The organism is Euzebya pacifica, from assembly GCF_003344865.1.
Classification (GTDB): Bacteria; Actinomycetota; Nitriliruptoria; order Euzebyales; family Euzebyaceae; genus Euzebya; species Euzebya pacifica.
On record NZ_CP031166.1, the window covers coordinates 366,324 to 383,460 of the forward strand.

Genomic DNA, 17,137 nt, shown 5'->3' on the forward strand with positions numbered 1-17,137 from the left:
CCGTACCTGTTCAGGTGTGGCTCTCCCCCGTTGCGGGGGCGTGGGGCCCGCCCGTCACGCCGCCAGGGGGCGCGGTGATGGGCGTCGGGCCCGGTGATGCACACCGGGTGCTTCGACACCCACCGTACCATCAGCGTATTGCTAATGCCAGTAGCATTTGCTAGTGTTGGCGCATGGGCAATCGCAGGACCGCACTTGCGCGCCAAGTGGCGTTCCTCGGTGGCAGCCATGCCGAACGGATCCCCGTCGCCGACGACCTGCTCCGCGCAGCAGGTGCCGCAGTGGCCTCCACCGAGGATGGTTGGCCCGTCGACCACGCACCGGTGGTTACCGTCATCGCTGACGGCGACGGCTGGCGACTCGTCGTTCTGCGCGGACGGACCGACGCGGCCGCCTGCCTCGTGCGCCCCGACCCGAACCTCAAGGTGCCAGCGACCGGGCCCGCAGTCATCGGCACCGCCTTCCACGCAGAGGACCCCGAGGAACTCCTCGTCGCCGTCGCCCTTGCACGGGGCGGCCGGATTGCCCGAGCCGAAGGGCTGCCGGGCGCCACCCGATCGGCCGTGCGGGTGCACGACCTGTCGCCCGGACCCGGACCGACCCTTGCTGACGGCTGGCCACCGCCCGGAACGGCTGCGGTGTTCTGCGACCGGATCGTCGCCGACGCCGGACCGGTGGCACTCCTCGCTCTCGCGGACGGACATCTCGATGACGACCACGCCGAGGGGTTGCTCCTCGACCTGGCCGCTGCCGTGCGCCGGCGGTCCGTAGTCGACCCGGCAGGGTTCGCCGGGCTGCTCACCGCCTGTGCCGAAGAGGCAGTCACCATGGACGACTGGGGCCCAATCGGCGGTGCCGACCGCTACGGCTGGTCTGCAGCCGACTGGGAAACGGGGCTGTCGCTGTCAGCCGTTTGGCCAGCCGTGCTGCTCGACGCAGTGGATCGGGCAAACACCGACCCACTCACCGGTGGCCCGCAGCCGCGCAGGCTCGGCCCACCACGACCAGGTCGGCCGGCCTTGTCCTGACGCTCGAGGCCGCGGGCCGTCACAGGATCCCTGTCTGCCCCCTCACCGCCATACTGAACTGTGTGCGCATCATCCTCGACACCAACGTGTGGCGGTACATCGCCGACCACGGATCCCGCAACAGCCTCCGAGCCTGGGTTGAAGAAACCGGGACGACGATCGTGGTGCCACCGGCCGTCCCGATCGAGATGCTGTGGACCCGTGACCGTGACGCCCGGCAGAGAATGCTGCGGCTGGCCTGCGACAGCCGCTGGGAACGACTCCCACCAGAAGCCCTCACACTCTGCGAGCACCTCCTCGCCGGCATACGCCAATACCGACCCGAGTGGCTGGTCCGACGTCCCAACCTGAGGAACTACAAGAACAACTGGAGAGACTGGCGATACCCGAAGGGCATGTGGTGGCGCTTCCTTCACGACACCGACGCGGAAGCACAGCGACACGGAGCGCTCGGCGGCCCCACGCTTGAACAAGCACGTGCGCAAGCAGCAGCGGCCGCCGCCGAGACGGACCTGCCCTTCCACCACATAGCTGGTGCCGGGCACGAGGCCACCTATCCCGACGGCACGCCCGGATGGGAGGGCCGGCCGGTCGCCGCTTGGCGTGCCGATGCGGACGCGCACACGTGGGCCGCGTTGTTCCAGGCGGCGGACCACCCGTACCGGGACTGGCTACTCCCCTACCTCGACGTGAAGGCCGTTGCCTCGGACCGGGCGTCGTGGCGTCGCTTCTGGCTTCAGGACGTCTCGGAGGACCTCGTGCCCCAGCAGGTCATCGTGTCGGCAGTGTCGATCGTGCAGCGAACCCGAAAGACAACAGCCGGCACGCCGGTGGACGCCCAGTTGGCCAATTACCTCCTCGATGCCGACGCCCTGGTCACCGCAGACAAGGCCCTCGTCGACGTGGTGGAGAAGGTTCGAGTGGACACACCGAGGCTGCCCATCGCAACGGGATGGCGTTTGCGGAAGCCTCACGACCCATTGGCCGAACTCGACAGGGCGAGACTGGAGTTGACCGAGCCGCGCCTGTCTGACTGAGCTGCTCGGTCCTGCGGGGCCGGGTAAGCCCAGCCCGGCCGGCGCCACACCCCCGTAGTGCACACACCACCCACGCCGACCTCAACGCGGCAAGCAACATCCTGGCCAGCGGGACTGCACCGCCCTCCGGCCAGACGCGCACGGTGCCCACCGCAGAACCTGCGGTGGCGGTCCGCCAAACCCTCCCGACACCAGTCAGGGCCACGGAACGGGAACTACCCGGCGGCCCACGACCATGCCCAAGCAAACCTGACCGGGCCGTCAGGATCCCCGTCCCTCAGGGTGGGGAGAAGGACAGTCGACTGTCGCGAAACGACCGTTCAGGCGAGCCGGTCGAGGTCGACGCGCACTGGAGGCCCGTCGGTCGTGGGGAACACGAACAGGCTGGCGTCGCGGCTCTCTCCTGCGACGAACCATCCCTCGGTGCCTTCAGAGGACACCGATCGGGTCATGACAAACCCGTCGGCAGGCGCATAGGAGTGCCCCGCGATCGACCCCTCGACGAGGATCACCCAGCCGTCGGCAGCCGCGACGGTGTAGGCGTCGGCCGGCAGTGGCGCTGCGGTGCCAGGGTCGATGAGTTCGATCTCGGCTGCCGCGAACCGGTCATGCACGACATGGCTGGCGAATGCCTCCCCGGAGTTGCGGCCGGGCCACCTGGCGAGAGCTGGCTTGTCGTCGTCGATGCGCAACAGGTGCAGGCCGATCGGCTCGGCAGTGATCCTGATCCCACCGTCGTCAGCCAGGACCACCGGCCCCTGCGACGTCGGCGCGTCCGGTGTGAACGACGGGGTGGGCCTTGCGGTGGGGTTCGGTTCCGGGTCGGTTTCGGTCGGCACTGGTCCCGCAACCGGGGCCGCCTGGTCAACCGGTTCGGGCCCTGCGTCGGCCGCAAGGATGGCATCGAGCTCGTCCAACGCCTGGTTGCGCTCCGGGTCCGACAGGTTCACCGATGCCGCCGCTGGCAGTTCCGCCTCGGAACTGCTGTTGTTGACCCCCGCTCTGGACGGCGCTGCGTCATCCCCACCGCATGCGGTCGCGAGAACCACCAGGGCCATGATCGCAGCGTGGCGGAAGGTCATGGCGTTGACGGTCGCTGCGCCGACGGCCTCGGCCACACCCGGGTTGGCGTCAGGCGGCGACCGCAGCCAGAACCGGCTCCCGCCGGCGGGGCTGGGGACCGTGCCGGTCGGTGAGCGCTTCCCTGATCAACAGCAACGCCTCGCTGCGCATCTGGCAGGCACGCGATTCGGTGACACCGAGCCGGTCAGCGACGGCCCTGAGCGTCATCCCGTTCAGATACGTTCCGCGCACCACCATCTGGAGTCGCTCGGGCAGGAGTCCGATGAGGTTCACGATCGTGTCGACCATGGCCCGGTCCTCCACGAGTTCCTCCGTTGAGATCTGGTCTGCGGCGACCCCGTCGGCCTTGTCGTACTCAACCAAAGCCGCCGTCACCGCTTGCTGCGCGGTCCGGACACGCGTGGGGGACATCTCGAGGGCGTCGGCGACCTCGTCCACGGTTGGCCGGCGGGTGTGGCGGGCCATGAATGCCTGCTCGTAGGCGCTGACCTCCCGCGCGGAACGCCGAACGGCACGGGAGACCATGTCGTTGGACCGCAACTGGTCGAACACGGCTCCCATGACGCGGCGCGCGGCGAACGTTTCGAACGGAACGCCCTTGTCGGGGTCGTAGGACCGCGATGCCTGCACCAGTCCGAGGTAGGCGGCCGACACCAAGTCGTCACGGTCAACGTGGCGCGGAACCTTGCGTGAGACGCCAACAGCGATCCTCTCGGCGAGAGGCAGGTGCAGTTCGACAAGATCCGTCATGTCCCCCAAGGTCGGAGGCAACCTCCCCGGGGTCAGACTCCTGAGGTGAGCGACGACGTCGTGTCGGCATCGGCCATGAAGGCGGCCGCAGCCCGTTCCATGGCTTCCTCCTCGGTCTCGCCGTGGTGGCGGCGGTACGGCACCTCGATGCCGCCCACGTCCACGTGCCCGTCGACCGGACGGAGTGTCTTGTTGCCTGATGCGGGTCCGATGAGCAGCATCTTGCTGCCTTTCGCTTGGGATGCCCACGACATTCCGCGCCAGCGGCGATCACCGTCGGTTCCGCCCGACCCGGGTGATCCGGCCCGCCACCCCCCGACACCTTCACCGCCGTCGACGTCGCCTTACCGCCATCCGTCGGCAAACGGTCGGATCGGCACCACCCGTCGTCCGTTCCGCCATGCGTCCATCGTCGCGTCGACGGCACCGCCTACCGTCACCGTGATGCGAATCGCTCTCATCGGATGCGTGAAAGCCAAGCTCGCGCAGCCCGCACCGGCCGCTGACTTGTACGTGTCGCCGCTGTTCACCGGCCGCAGGGCGTGGGCCGAACGCCACTGCGACACCTGGTACGTCGTGTCGGCGCTCCACGGCCTGATCCACCCCAACGACATCATTTCCCCCTACGACGTCACCCTGATCGGGGCATCCGCAGCCGAGAAGCGCCGATGGGCATCACGGGTCCTTGGACAGTTCCGCGACCGACACCCATCGGGTTCTGGAACCGTGGAGTTCCACGCCGGCGGGGACTACCGGGCCCATGGCCTGGCCGCCGGTTTGGCCGCCGACGGATGGATCGTGGACAACCCGACCGAGGGCATGGGCATCGGCACCCAACTGGCGTTCTACGCCGCAGCCCGCTGAGCCACGACGTCGTCGGCGACGGGGACCCGGTCGGCGGCCCGCTTGAACGCTGCAGCTGGCGTGAACTTCGGGGCCATCCGAGCCGGAATGGGCACGGCCTCACCGGTGTGCGGGTTACGTCCCGTCCGAGCGTTGCGTCGGGTCAGCTCGAAGGTCCCAAGTCCCGCCACCACTACCCGGTCGCCGGCGGCTGCCGCCTCGACGATTGACGCCGTGAACGCCGTCACGAGCGCGTCAACGGCATGGTGGGTCAAGTCCAGGTCGGGGTTGTCCGCCCCGAGGCGATCCACCAGATCAGCCACGAGCTCTGCCTTGTTCAACGGGTCGCCTCCGGGTCGTCCTGCGATGGCTTGGACAGTGGCCCACAGCTGCCGGAACGCAACTGGAGCACCGCTCCTGTTCAGGCAGCGATCGCCGGGTCGGCCGCGAGCCGGGCCATCCCGTTTCGCTTGTGGCGCCCGGCCCACTCGCCCGTGTACCCGTGGGACTCGCCGATCTCCCGCAAGGTCCGCTGCGGACCATCGATGCCGAAGAACGACCGGATGATGGAACCCTGCTCCCCGGGGAGGTTACCGAGACGCTCCTCGAGCAGGCCTGCCAGGTGCTCCCGGTCCAGACGTTCGACAAGGTGATCCTCGAACCCGTCGTCGACGGCGACGAAGTCGACGAGGGACATCCCTTCCTCGTGGGCGCCAACCATGGTTGGACTGTCGGCGGGCACGACGTTCGGGGAGGCGAGCGCAGCCTCCACCAACCTGTCGGGCAGCCCCGTTGCGGCGGCGAGTTCGGTGACGCTGTCGGTCTGATCGACCGATCGGGAGGCCGCCATCACCCGGATCCGCGCATCGTGCACCTTCACAGGAAGACGGATCGTGGATCCCGTGTTGGCCTGGGCCCGGTTGACCGCCAGCCGAATCCACCACTTGGCATACGTGGAGAACTTGTAGCCCCGCGTCCAATCGAAGCGATCCACCGCCTTGGTCAGACCGAAGATGCCCTCGTGGATGCAGTCGATGAGGTCAAGGTCCCCTCGGTACTGGCCCCGTTCGGCATGCTCCACGACGAGCAGCATGTTGGACTCGATCATCTTGGCCCGCGCCGACCGTCCGGCCTCGACAAGGCCGGCGAGCGAGGCTGCGTCGTCGCCTGCGGCGAGCCTGCGTGCTGCTTCGGCACCGACGGCGACCCGCTTGGCCAGATCGACCTGCTGCTCGTGCGTGAGCAAGTCGGCGCGTCCCAGACGGTCGAAGAACAGGTCGTCGTAGATGGACATTGGCGGGAGGCTCCCGGTCGGTGGCGGATGGCCATGTCATTCCACGGCCACCGGGGACGCGTCGATGCCCCATCGGTACCCGGGTCCCACGCGTCGCCGTCGACACCAGGCGCGACCATGGCGGGCGTGAGCACGACCCTCCGCCTCCGCCGGTGGCAAAAGCATGCCCTTGACGACATCGAGGCGTCCGACCGCCGCGATTACCTCGCCTGCGTGCTGCCGGGCGGCGGAAAGACGACCTGGGCGCTCACCGTCGTGCTTCGCCACCTCCGCGCCAACCCGCACCGTCCCGTGGTCGTGACCGTGCCGACGTCGTCGTTGAAGGTCCAGTGGGCCCGTGCCGCGGCCCGCTTCGGCCTGCAGCTGGATCCCCGTTGGGACGGACGGGCACGGATCAAGCCCGACATGCACGGCATCGTGCTCACCTACGCCCAGGTCGCTTCCGCCACCGAACCGCTCGCACGGATCGCCCACGACGCCGTCGCGGTCATGGACGAACACCACCACGTCGGCTCCGACCGGACATGGGGTGACGCGTTGGAGCACGCCATGGCGACCGCCGGCCTTCGGATCGCGCTGACCGGGACGCCCTGGCGGTCCGACGACAACGCCATCCCGTTCGCCACCTACGACGCCGAGGGCGAGCTCCAACCGGACTTCGTCTACTCCTACGCCGACGCCCTGGCCGACGGCGGCGTCGTCCGACCGGTGATGTTTCCCCGCATCGGCGGGACCATGGACTGGCGGGCATCCACCGGCGGTGAGATCACCGCCACGTTCACCGAGGCGCTCACCAAGGACCTCATGGCCCAGCGGCTCCGCACGGCCCTGCACGCCGACGGCGGGTGGGTCCGCTCCGCGCTCACCCAGGCATGGTCGACGCTGCAGAAGGTCCGTGCCGACGACCCCGACGCCGCAGCCATCCTGTTCTGCATCGATCAGCAGCACGCCCGCGACATCGCGCGGGTGTGGCGACGGATCACCGGCGACCAGCCGATCGTGGCGGTCTCCGACGACCCGGCCAGCCAGGACAAGCTCGAGGCGTTCGCCAACGGGACCGGCACCTGCGCCGTCACCGTCAAGCAGGCATCCGAGGGCTACGACGCCCCACGCGCCCGCGTCGGCGTGTGGCTCACCAACGTCACCCAACCGTTGTTCTTCGCCCAGGCCGTCGGCCGCATCCAACGCTGGCGGCCCGAGCTGGGCCCCCGCCAGCCCGCCTGGATGTTCCTCCCCGACGACATCCGCCTGGTCGCCCTCGCCCACGGACTCGTTGAGCAGCGCACCCACACCCTCCGCAAACGCGAGGAGGCCGACGAACCCGCCGAACGCGCCGAACGCGACCCCGAGCAGGTGTCGCTGTTCGCCGCCCTCGGCTCCCAGGCCGAGGAACCCCAGGACCCCGACGCAGCCGTGGAAGCTGCCTGGTCGGCCGCACCGTCCACCCCTCCCCGCCACGCGGACGACCCCGCCTTGGAGATCGCCGTGCCCCCGCCTCCCCGCCGGTTCGCCGAGGACCCGGACGGAGTGGCTGCGTTCGACATCCTCGATGATCTCCGCACCCGCAACTCCGAAGCTGTCAGGGCAATCGCCCGCATGACCGGCCAACCCCACAAGGCCGTCAACCAGAGGCTCAACCAGACCGCCGGCATCACCCGGATCGGCAACGCATCGGTGCGTCAACTCCAAGCCCGCCTGAAAGCCGCCGACCAGTGGCTGCGATCCGCATGACGACGGTCGACGCCGCTCTCGTCAACGCCTACCAAGCCTCCGGTCGGCTCCACCCGATCGCCTGCCCCCGTGACCTCGCAGTCCTCACCGCCCACGACACCGACGACGGCGTGATCCTGAGTTGTGACATCTGCGGGGCTGAGGTCCGACTGTCAGAGAAGGCATCGGACCTGGTGCAGCGGGCCATGACCCTGCCCGCCGACCGGTTCGTCATCAGCGAGGATCCCCAATGACCATCCACTCAGACCCCGAGGCAGTCTCGCAGTTCCTCACCACGATCATGCGGTCAGGCGCATGGACCCTCGCTCCGGACACAGGTGAACCGTTCTATGTCCACCCAAACGCCGAGGATCCCGACTCCTTCCACGTCGCGGTCTGCGTCGGCGAGAACGACCTCCTCGGCGTCTACGACCCGGCGATGACCCCCAAGGGGGAAACCCTCGTCGGCTACCACTGGCCGGCAGTTGCCGTGCCCCGCCTGATCGCCCAGATCGCCAGCAACGGGGCCGCTGCCGTCGGCATCGACGGGTCGGTCGTCACCATCGCCGATGCCCGGTCGATCACCGAAGGCTTCCGAACCGGCGGGGTCGTGATGGACGAGGAGTACGGCTACGACTCGATCGTTGCCGTGGTGCCGACCGCAACCGGCCCTGAACTCCACCCTGCGGTCACCGCCGCAGGGTGACCGTCCCCGCGGTCCTCGATTCCCGCGACCACGACCGCGTGGCCGTGTTGAACCAGACGTCGATGTCGGTGCGGGACTCCTCGGTGACCACCACATCGGCATAGCCGGCCAGCGCCGGGTCGTCGTGGTCCAGCAGGGTGTAGACGCAGTCGGTGTCGACGAAGACCACCGCGTGCTGTTGCCGTACGGTCAACGACAGGATGGCGGGAAGGTTCTCCCCGCCCCACGCGGCCATCCCGATGACTTCAGGGATCGCCGGGTCCTTGGAGATGTGCAGCAGCAATCCGCCCGCCACCCACGGGTCCTCTGCGACCGGCAGGACCGGTCCGCCATCGGGATGGGTGACGTGCACGACATCACCAGCGGGGGTGTAGGGCACCCAGAATCCGTTGGCAGTGAGTCGGTTGATCAGGTCGGCGACCACGGGTCGGCCTCGCTAGGGGTTCGGGAACGTCGGTTGCGCCGCGTGGCCTGCGCCTCGGGGGAAGGGCAGCGCGCATCGTAACCGGTCCGGGGGCCCACCACCGGAACGCCGGACTCGCGACCGGGGGTCAGGCAGGGGCCAGGACCGGTTCCCTACGGATCAGGTCGATGACGCGTTCCGCGACCTCATCGACGTCGTCGTGGTCCCTGCCGACACCGGTGGGGAACATCTCCAACTGACCGGAGGAATGCAACCGGTGAAGGATGGAGAAGTCCTCGCTGGACAGGAACAGCACCTTGCCGTTGTCGGTCCGCAACACGAGATCGAATGCGTTGGGCATCTCAGTCCGGACGCCCTTGATGCGGCCGGCGATGCGGACGGCGACCCCACTGCCGCGAAGGTTGGCCTCCAACTCGCGTTCGAGGCTTATTCCCGGATAGAGCCATCCGTCAGGCACGGGGTCGTTCATGACTGTGGATGATGGCACAGGTGCGCGACGGTACGGCGAACCGCCCTGTACGCAAGGCGCCGCCGGTGTGTCGGAGCAGGTCCGTACGGTTGTCCCATGCGCCACATCGCGGTCACCGTCGTCATCATCGCCATGGTGTTGCCCGGATGCTCCTCACCCGAGGCGTTCGACCGCACGGTTGTCCTCAGCGGTCCGGCGACGCCCGGCCCCGACGGGTTCGCTGCGGCCGCCCATGTCGACGCAGCGGTCGCGTCCGACGGGTCCGTGACCGGCGTGGTGACCATCAGCGGAGCCCAACTGCTGGCTTTCAGCACCGGGTCCGGCCCCGACGGGACGACGGTCACCGTGGAGATCGACACCAGCGGCCTGGCGGCCCGGTCGTCGTTGACCCGGCCGGCCGCCGCTGCGGCATTCGACCGGCCACGGCCGACCGCGACGACCACCCCGGACGAGCTGGTCGCCACGGCGGAGACCCACGGCCTGGGCCTGCTGGGCTGCGCGGTCGCGTGGGCCACGACGGGCGACCCGGCCGTTGGCGGCTGCGACCTCGTGGCTGCCAGCGACGGCGCATGGACCGCATGGGCGGGGCCGGTCCGCCTGGTCGCTGAACAAACGGTGGCGTCCTCGGATCGGCCCGCGGCGTTGTTCACCATCGATGACACCGGCGCGATGGCCTTGGACGAGCTCGTTGGAGCCTTCACGCATGCAGACGTCCCCGATGTCGTGCTTCTCGGCGACCCAGCTGGGATCGCCCAGGCCGTCGCCGGCGACGGAGCCGACGCCGTGCCCCCCGCCGGGGTGGTGGTTACGGTCCTGCCGGACGGGGCGGTGCAGGTCGACGCCGCTGATGAGTCGGCTTGCAACCGTGACGGGCAGGTGCTCGCAGGCTCCTGCCCCTAGGCCTGCTCCCCGACGATCATTCGTCGAACAGCAGTTCCTCGTCCTCGGGGTCGAACTCCGAGGACGGTGGGGTTGTCGGAACATCAGACGGGGTGGCCGTGGGGTTCGGCTGCAACTGCGGTGAACCGTTGGCTGTTGCAGCCATGGCGGCCGTCTCGAGAAGTTCCTCGTCCAGTTCCACACCGTCGAGGAACCCGTAGTCGCCATCGGCCTCCCCGGTCATCGGAGCCGCGTCGCCGTTGGACGGCGCAAGCCCGTTGGACGGCACGTGGCCGTTGGACGGCACGTGGCCGTTGCTGGGAGGCGCCGGCCGCAGGGCGGCTGAGGATGCCCGGTTGGGTTCCGGTGCGGCCACACCGACCGCGTTGGCGGCCACCGTGAGATGCGCACGGACCTCCTCGGTGGCTGCGGCCAGAACCTCCCCCACCAGTTCCCCGCGTCCCTGTCCCGCATGGCCGACAGCAACGTCGGCGGCAGCCGACACCGTGGCCCCGACCGCGCCCACTGCGTCGATGAGCGCAGCGAGTTCACGGCCGTCAACGGCGGCGCCGATCCGATCGGCCTCGGCACGCAGGTTGGCAACGACTGCCCGCGCTTCATCGTGCCGGGCTACAGCGTCGCGAAGATCCTCGTTGGCCCGCTCGGCCTGGGCGACCCTGTCATTGAGGGTTTGCTGGGCCTGAGCGACCGCGTCACGGGCCGCAGCGATGTCCTGCTCCAACCCGCCCCGTGCGACCTCGGCCTGCTCGCGTTCGTCGGCCAGTCGCGCGAGTTCGGCCTCCGCAGCCGCGACATCCCCTTGGAGTTCGGCCACGGTCCCGCGCAGGGTTGCGGCTTCGGCCCGCAACGGATCGATCAGATCGGCGATCGCCGACAGTTCACCCTTGGCGTTGGCGATGTCGACGTCGTGCTGCTGGACCGCCGCGGCCAGGTTCCTTGCCTCTGACGACAACGCTTCCCGATCAGCAACCAGCGCGTCGTAGGCGGCCTGCTGTTCCCCCTTGGCGTCGTTGACCGACGCCAACTCCTGCCGCCGGTTCCGCAGCACCGCCTTGACCTCCTCCAGCTGCTCCCGGACTGGCCCCGGGTCGCTGGCCTCGACGGCGGTCCGCAGCGAACCGATGAGTTCCTCGGCCCGTTCGATCTCATCGGTGACCAGCCGCAGGTCGTCGGTGACGGCGACCAGTTCCCGCCGCAGACGCGCGCTTTCCTCCTCGGCTGCGGCGCGTGCACCGTGCAACCGTTCTGCTTCGGCGTTGGCGTTGTCCCGGTCGCTGATGGCCCGGTCGAGTTCCTGCTGAGTGGCGACAAGGCCGTCTTGCGCCTCGGCCAGCACCTCGTCGGCTGCCGTCTTGCGCTGCCGTGCCTCATCCCGGGTCTGCACGGCACCCTCCATCTGGGAGGTGGCGACACGAAGTTCGGCTCGGGCGTGCGACAGCGATTCCTCTGCCCGCAGCGCACGCGACTCGGCGCCTTGCGCTTCGGACTCCAACGCCGTGGCTTCCTCCGCCATCCTGTCAGCCCGTTGCCGGACACCGCGGATGTCCGCAACGAGCGCCTCGCGCTGCTCGACCCGTGACGCGAGGTTGCGTTCAGCAGATTCCAGGGCCGTCTGGGCAGCCTCCAACCGAGTCCGCAGCTCCGCCTCACGGATCCGTTCCCGGTCCAGCTCGGCCCGCGCTTCCACCGTGAGGGCGTCAGCAGCGTCGACGTCGATGGCTTCCAGTTCGACGTGGAGCGTTCCGATCTGGGACTCGAGGTCGTCGCAGTTGGACCGCGTCGCCGTGACCCGCGCTTGAGCGACCTGTACGTCCTTGTCGGCCTGAGCGATCCGGGTCCTGGCCGCCTCGATCTTGCGGCGCAGGTCGGAGGCCTCCGAGGACAGCCGGCCAAGTTCAGCGGACGCCTCGTTGCCGGCGGCAACAAGGGCGGCGTGGTCCGCCAAGGTGGTGTCGAGCACCTCGGTGACGGCTTCAAGGTCCGCCTGAGCCGTTTGGAGCGCCGTTTGCGCCGACGCGATCTGTTGGGTGACCGCAGCGAACTCGCGTTGCGCGGACTCTTCAGCGACCTTCGCTTCTGACAGGGCGGTGCGCTGCTCCTCCACCTCACCACCAACCGACGTTGACGTCTGCCGGATCCTGGCCAGTTCCGTCTGCTTGGCCTCGGTACGACCCCGGATCGCTTCCGCCCGGTTGTTGGTCTCCCGCACCTGCATGCTGGTGTTGGCCAGTTCCGCACGGATCCGGCGCAGCGTCGCAACGGCGGACCCGAGGTCCTCCTCGACGGATGCGAGCTGCCGCTCGGCGGCCTCCACCTCATCGGTCGCAGTCGCCAGTTCAGCGGTTGCCGATTCGAGACGATCGGTGGCGTCGGCGTGCTCGTTGGTGGCCTCGGCGATCTCGCTGGTCACCTCAGACACGCGGTCGCGGATGCTGGCGGCCGTGGCCCCCTCCGACTCTGCCGCCTGAGCCAGTTCGGCCGCCCGTGCGTTGATCGCGGCTGTCTGCCGGACAAGGTCGGCATGCTTGGCCTGGCAGGCTGACAGGCGATCGTTGGCCTCGGCGGTTTCGCTGCGAAGTCGTGCGACCTCCGCTTCGGCTGCGGCCTTGTCGTCCGCAGCGGCCCTCCGTCGTGCCGTTGCGACGCGAACTTCCTCCTCGGCAGCCGCGATGCTGTGGTTGAGGAGCTCCAGAGCGTCGGCGACCTCCCGACGGGTAGTGAGCGCTGCCGCTGCTTCCCGCTGCGCCACTTCGGCTGCTTCCTTGGACTTCTCCCGTTCGTCCTCGATGGCGGACAACCGCTGCTCGGCGCGCACCACCGAGTTCTTCGTGGCCTCCAGGCGTCGGTGGGCGTCGGCAAGGGCGGTATCGGCGTTGCGTGCAGCCGCGCGGGCGTCGTCCCGCTCGGCCTTGGCTTCCACGATCCGTTCGTTCAACCCGTCGATGCGGGTCTGCTCTGCGGACAACCGTCCGAGCAGGTCATCTGGGTCCGCGTCAGCGACCTGCTGGCGGGCCGCTTCGGTGTCGGCAACGATCCGGTTGAGTTCGGCGGCGAGTTCCTCGCGGCGAACAATGGCCGCCTCGACCTCGTCCTGCGCCTGTCCGCGTTCGATGCGGACCCTCTCCGCTTCTGCGGTGTACCCGGCCGCACGGTCGTTCGCTGCAGCGATCTCCTGCTCCGTGGCCCCGATGCCCTTGCGGATCTCGGCCAACTCCCGGTCGACGTCGGTCTTGGCTGCGATGGCCTTGTCCCGGTCGGCACGAGCCTCCGCCACCTTCGCGTCGGCGGCGTCCCGTTCGTCGGTCAGCGCCGCAGCCTGCTCCTCGGCTGCGGTGACGGCTGCGCGGGCAGCGTCCCGGTCGGCCAGCGCAGCAGCGCGCTCCTGATGGGCGACATCGACCCGTCCCACTGCGGTGTCGCGGATCGCCCTTGCACGATCGCGGGCGGCTTCCGCCGCTTCGCGCTTGCGGCGGGCATCGGCGTTGCTTTCAGCCGCTCGGCCGATTTCGGCCCGCGCCTCCTCGGCGTCGGCCAAGGCCTGGTCCCTCTCTGCGAGCAGCCGGCGTTCCTCGCTGCCGAGCTGGGCGGCCGAGTCGGCGTTGGCCGCTGCTTCCTCGCGGATCCGGCGCGATTCCGCTCGGGCCTGCTCAGCCACGGCAGCGAAGGCGGCACCGTCGGCGAGTAGCTGGCCCTCGCGCTCCCTGCGGGCCAACATGTTGCGATACACCACGATGGCGTAGGGGACGGTGAGGATCGCCAGGATGATGGCGGCCGCGAGGACGATGAGGACGATGGGGTCGGGCATGACGACGCTCCGGTCGGGGTCGGGACAACCGGTGACGGTCGTCCGGCCACCCGTTAGGGGCAGCCGAACGTCATCGTTGTCTGGGGTGCCGACGCGGTGCCGGTGATGCTCAGCAGGGCGGGAAGGCGCATCCGGTCGTGGTGGTGACCTGCTCGGAGTAGCCAGACGAGCTGTTGTTGCCACGGTCGATGGCGTAGGCGACCACCGTGTAGGTGTCGCCGGGTTGCAGCCCGGTGACCGTGGTCGAGTTGGTCCCTGTCACCGACCGTTCGGCGATTGTCTGTCCGGAGTCGTTGCGGATGATGACGAGTCGGTAGTGGTCCACGTCCGTGGATGGGGACTGCCCTGACACCCTGACGGTGAACCGGTCGGCGCTGATGCCGCTGAACGCAAGGTTCGTCGGTGGTGACGGCGGAGTGGTGTCGCCCGGGCTGGCGATGGCAGGGCCGATGTTGGCCGACCTGCGGTCGAACCCGTCGACGGTTTCGATGCGGTAGGAGTAGGTCTGGCCGTACACGGCGGTGGTGTCTGTGTAGGCAGTTCCGGTCACCCGCGCGAGAGAGGCGTTGTCGCGGTAGAGGATGTAGGCCCGCTGGTAGACCTCCGAGGCTGGTTGGCTGTGCTCCCACTCGACCCTGATCCCGTCGTCGCCGGTGGAGTCGTCAGGGTCATCGACCAGGCCGATGGCGGTCAGGTTGTTGGGGGGCAGCAGGTCTCGGGCGTACACGTTGGCGCTGCCGGTCACTGCGGCGGTGTTGCCGGCCTTGTCGACTGCGGTGACAGTGATCGTGTAGGTCGGCACGTTGTCGAGTTGAAGCCTGACGAAGGCCGTTGTCGGGCCAACGGTCCGGGCAACGCCGTTGTAGCCGGAGGCCTGCGCCTCGATGACGTATTCAACGACGTCGTTGGACGACGAAAGGGTCCAGTTCAGGTTGGCCTCTCCCGGTCGTTCCGTCACTTGAAGGTTCGTTGGCGGCTCGGGGTCGATGGTGTCGATCTGTGACGCTGCGGACAGCCCGACCCAGCGGGAGAAGTTGCCGGCGGCGTCGTAGGCGCGGACCCGGTAGAAGTACTCGGTGCCCCAGCTGCCGGTGTCGTCAACGAAGCAGACGGGATAGTCTTCCTGCACCGGGAACCCGGAGGTGTCGGGCGGACTGGCGACCTGCGAGGGGTCACACGCGTACGGTGGCTGTGAGCCTGGGATGTCGAACGTGGCGTCAACGGTGGCGTCGTCGAACTCCGAGAGGAGCCGCTGGACGGTGTAGCCGTCCAGATCGTTGGGGGCGAAGTCGCTGGGGTCCCAACCGATCGCGATGGCATCTTGGACGCCGCCGGCAAGGATCGACTCGGGCGGTTCGGGGCCGGTCTGGTCGGGTGCGGTCACCGGTCCGGCTTCAACCCAGGGGGAGGCCAACCCGTCAGCATCAACCGCACGGATGCGGTAGCGGACCGGTTCGTTCTCCATCGGGTCGGTGTCGGTCCACTCCGTGGCGGCACCGGTGAGGGTGGCAACGGGATGCCATCCGGATCGTGACGGGTTCGGCGCAACCGACATCCGCCAGATCTCGTAGCGTCGGACGTCGGAGGACACCGACTGCCTCCAGCGAAGCAGTGGATAGCCACCGGTGCCGATCTGGGCGCCGAAGGAGGTGGGTGGCGCCGGTGGTTCGTTGTCGGTCAGGACCGCCTCGATGGGCCCGGCAACACCGGAGGTTTCAACGCCACGAACGGTCTGCACGGTGTACCGGTACGGCCTGCCCTGGACAAGAGGGCCGGGATCGACCCACGTCGTCGTGCTCGAGGGGACGGTAGCCACCTGGTTGCCATCCCGGACGATCCGGTAGGTGTCACCTGACTGGATGTCGCCAGGCTCATCCCAGGTGAGCCGAACCCGGTCGCTGCCCTCCTGCGCCCATGACAAGCCGGTCGGCCGTCCCGGCCCACCGGTGGCATCGGCGGTGGCCGACACCGCTGACGACGTGACCGACGACCGCTCGCCCCCTGCGGGGTCAACGGGATCTGGCCCAACTGCGGTCAGCCAGTAACTGTAGGTCTCCCCCGGCTCGACACCGGTGTCGGTGTGGGACCCGCCCGGCTGCGCAACCCGTGCCACCTCGATGACGTTGGCAGCAACGCAGGTCGAGGGTGTGCAGGTTCCGTCGCCGCGCCACAGCACCGAATGGGTGACCCCGGCGCTGGCCGATGGGGTCCAACGCGCCTCGATGGAGGCCGGTGAGGCCAGCAGTTGCAGGCCTGATGGGGGCAGCAGCGCCGGAGGGGTCCCGGTGTAGGCCACCGATGGTTCGGATCGGTCGGACTCGCGGGCAGCCGTGAACGCCGAGACGGCGAACTCCACACCGGGACCCGACACGTCGACTGGTAGCCCCCCGTGGGTGTACTGATTGGTGCCCGAGACCCCTGACACGTTCCACACGTCGGTCGATCCGGCGTCCCGGTACCAGACCCTGTAGGACAACTGGCCGGAGTTGCCTGGGTCCCCCCAGGTGAGTTCGACCTGGTCATCTGTCACCAGGCCTGACGGCTGTCCGGGAGGCACGAGTCCAGTTGCAGGCGCAGGAGGCGGGGAGGTCACGCCGGCAGGAATGACCGGAGCTCTGTTCGGGTGGTCACAATCCGCGTCGAAGATCGGGCCCTGGGCGCCGTCGTCGAGCACGATCAGCGTCCTGCAGACGAACCGTTCGTTGTCGACGTAGACCAACCGGTTCCACATCGTTGACGGGTCAGCCCCGCTGTCACCGTTGAGGGCGTACAGATCAACGGTGCCGGGCAGATCAGCCGGAGCCTCCGCGATCGCCACATCGAGGTGGTCAGACGGGGAACCGGTGGCGGCCAACCTGATGGCGGTGTCTTCCACCGACCGCAGCGTGACGTCAATGGATCTCTCCTCGGTGCGGTCAACGAACACCCGGAACCCGGTTACAGCGATGGAGGCGATGATCGCACCGACAAGAATCGCCGCTGCGAGTTCAACGAGGGTGAACCCGCGACGCGCACGCGCGGGAGAAGCAAGCAGGACCATGGGCGTTACTGTCGGAGGCGACCCCGAAAACGTCACACCGCGAGTCCG

General features: G+C 68.8%; 16 protein-coding genes. 7 read left to right on the plus strand and 9 right to left on the minus strand.

The window, feature by feature from the left end:
• The first annotated feature begins 173 nt into the window (after positions 1–173).
• Positions 174–1,028: a hypothetical protein gene (locus tag DVS28_RS27120; RefSeq protein ID WP_164711168.1), complete on the plus strand. Its 855-nt coding sequence runs from the start codon at positions 174–176 to the stop codon at positions 1,026–1,028.
• A 224-nt stretch (positions 1,029–1,252) separates the two neighbouring features.
• Positions 1,253–2,065 carry a hypothetical protein gene (locus tag DVS28_RS27125; protein WP_164711169.1) on the plus strand — a complete coding sequence of 271 codons (813 nt, stop codon included), beginning with the start codon at positions 1,253–1,255 and terminating at the stop codon, positions 2,063–2,065.
• Between the two features lie 320 nt (positions 2,066–2,385).
• Here DVS28_RS27125 and DVS28_RS27130 read toward each other — a convergent pair whose 3' ends face one another.
• From DVS28_RS27130 to DVS28_RS27140, 3 genes are read right to left on the minus strand one after another with little or no spacing between them, the layout of a single operon-like run.
• The gene (locus tag DVS28_RS27130; protein WP_164711170.1) at positions 2,386–3,147 is read right to left on the minus strand and encodes a hypothetical protein; all 762 of its coding nucleotides are present in this window, start codon (positions 3,145–3,147) and stop codon (positions 2,386–2,388) included.
• 49 nt (positions 3,148–3,196) lie between these two features.
• Complete coding sequence (locus DVS28_RS27135) at positions 3,197–3,898, minus strand: sigma-70 family RNA polymerase sigma factor (protein ID WP_114594758.1); 702 nt, start codon at positions 3,896–3,898, stop codon at positions 3,197–3,199.
• 32 nt (positions 3,899–3,930) lie between these two features.
• Positions 3,931–4,119: a hypothetical protein gene (locus DVS28_RS27140; protein ID WP_114594759.1), complete on the minus strand. Its 189-nt coding sequence runs from the start codon at positions 4,117–4,119 to the stop codon at positions 3,931–3,933.
• 223 nt (positions 4,120–4,342) lie between these two features.
• Between DVS28_RS27140 and DVS28_RS27145 the strand changes: the two genes are divergently transcribed.
• On the plus strand, positions 4,343–4,762 hold the full coding sequence (locus DVS28_RS27145; protein WP_114594760.1) for a DUF6884 domain-containing protein: 420 nt from the start codon (positions 4,343–4,345) through the stop codon (positions 4,760–4,762).
• Here DVS28_RS27145 and DVS28_RS27150 read toward each other — a convergent pair.
• Together DVS28_RS27150 and DVS28_RS27155 are read right to left on the minus strand one after the other, a co-directional pair.
• On the minus strand, positions 4,744–5,229 hold the full coding sequence (locus DVS28_RS27150; RefSeq protein WP_425461061.1) for an HU family DNA-binding protein: 486 nt from the start codon (positions 5,227–5,229) through the stop codon (positions 4,744–4,746). The genes DVS28_RS27145 and DVS28_RS27150 overlap by 19 nt on opposite strands.
• Positions 5,163–6,035: a sigma-70 family RNA polymerase sigma factor gene (locus tag DVS28_RS27155; RefSeq protein WP_114594762.1), complete on the minus strand. Its 873-nt coding sequence runs from the start codon at positions 6,033–6,035 to the stop codon at positions 5,163–5,165. The genes DVS28_RS27150 and DVS28_RS27155 overlap by 67 nt, the downstream gene beginning before the upstream one ends.
• A 126-nt stretch (positions 6,036–6,161) precedes the next feature.
• Between DVS28_RS27155 and DVS28_RS27160 the strand changes: the two genes are divergently transcribed.
• The 3 genes from DVS28_RS27160 to DVS28_RS27170 are packed head-to-tail and all read left to right on the plus strand — an operon-like array spanning position 6,162 to position 8,451.
• Positions 6,162–7,766, plus strand: a complete 1,605-nt coding sequence (locus DVS28_RS27160) for a DEAD/DEAH box helicase (RefSeq protein ID WP_164711171.1) — start codon at positions 6,162–6,164, stop codon at positions 7,764–7,766.
• Positions 7,763–7,999, plus strand: coding sequence for a hypothetical protein (locus tag DVS28_RS27165; RefSeq protein ID WP_164711172.1), 237 nt, complete (start codon positions 7,763–7,765; stop codon positions 7,997–7,999). Before DVS28_RS27160 ends, DVS28_RS27165 begins: the two co-directional genes overlap by 4 nt.
• Entirely contained in the window at positions 7,996–8,451 is a 456-nt protein-coding gene (locus DVS28_RS27170) for a hypothetical protein (protein ID WP_114594765.1), read from the plus strand. The genes DVS28_RS27165 and DVS28_RS27170 overlap by 4 nt, the downstream gene beginning before the upstream one ends.
• Here DVS28_RS27170 and DVS28_RS27175 read toward each other — a convergent pair.
• Both DVS28_RS27175 and DVS28_RS27180 read right to left on the minus strand, forming a co-directional pair.
• Positions 8,435–8,875 carry a hypothetical protein gene (locus DVS28_RS27175; protein ID WP_114594766.1) on the minus strand — a complete coding sequence of 147 codons (441 nt, stop codon included), beginning with the start codon at positions 8,873–8,875 and terminating at the stop codon, positions 8,435–8,437. The genes DVS28_RS27170 and DVS28_RS27175 overlap by 17 nt on opposite strands.
• Before the next feature lie 127 nt (positions 8,876–9,002).
• Positions 9,003–9,344 carry a hypothetical protein gene (locus DVS28_RS27180; protein WP_114594767.1) on the minus strand — a complete coding sequence of 114 codons (342 nt, stop codon included), beginning with the start codon at positions 9,342–9,344 and terminating at the stop codon, positions 9,003–9,005.
• Between the two features lie 96 nt (positions 9,345–9,440).
• On the opposite strand from DVS28_RS27180, the gene DVS28_RS27185 reads away from it, so the two are divergent.
• Positions 9,441–10,244: a hypothetical protein gene (locus tag DVS28_RS27185; protein WP_114594768.1), complete on the plus strand. Its 804-nt coding sequence runs from the start codon at positions 9,441–9,443 to the stop codon at positions 10,242–10,244.
• A gap of 16 nt (positions 10,245–10,260) precedes the next feature.
• On the opposite strand, the gene DVS28_RS27190 is transcribed toward DVS28_RS27185, so the two are convergent.
• Together DVS28_RS27190 and DVS28_RS27195 are read right to left on the minus strand one after the other, a co-directional pair.
• Positions 10,261–14,049, minus strand: coding sequence for a hypothetical protein (locus DVS28_RS27190; protein ID WP_114594769.1), 3,789 nt, complete (start codon positions 14,047–14,049; stop codon positions 10,261–10,263).
• A 109-nt stretch (positions 14,050–14,158) separates the two neighbouring features.
• Positions 14,159–17,089 (minus strand): fibronectin type III domain-containing protein, encoded by a 2,931-nt coding sequence (locus tag DVS28_RS27195; protein ID WP_164711229.1) that lies wholly within the window; start codon positions 17,087–17,089, stop codon positions 14,159–14,161.
• Between the last annotated feature and the right edge of the window lie 48 nt (positions 17,090–17,137).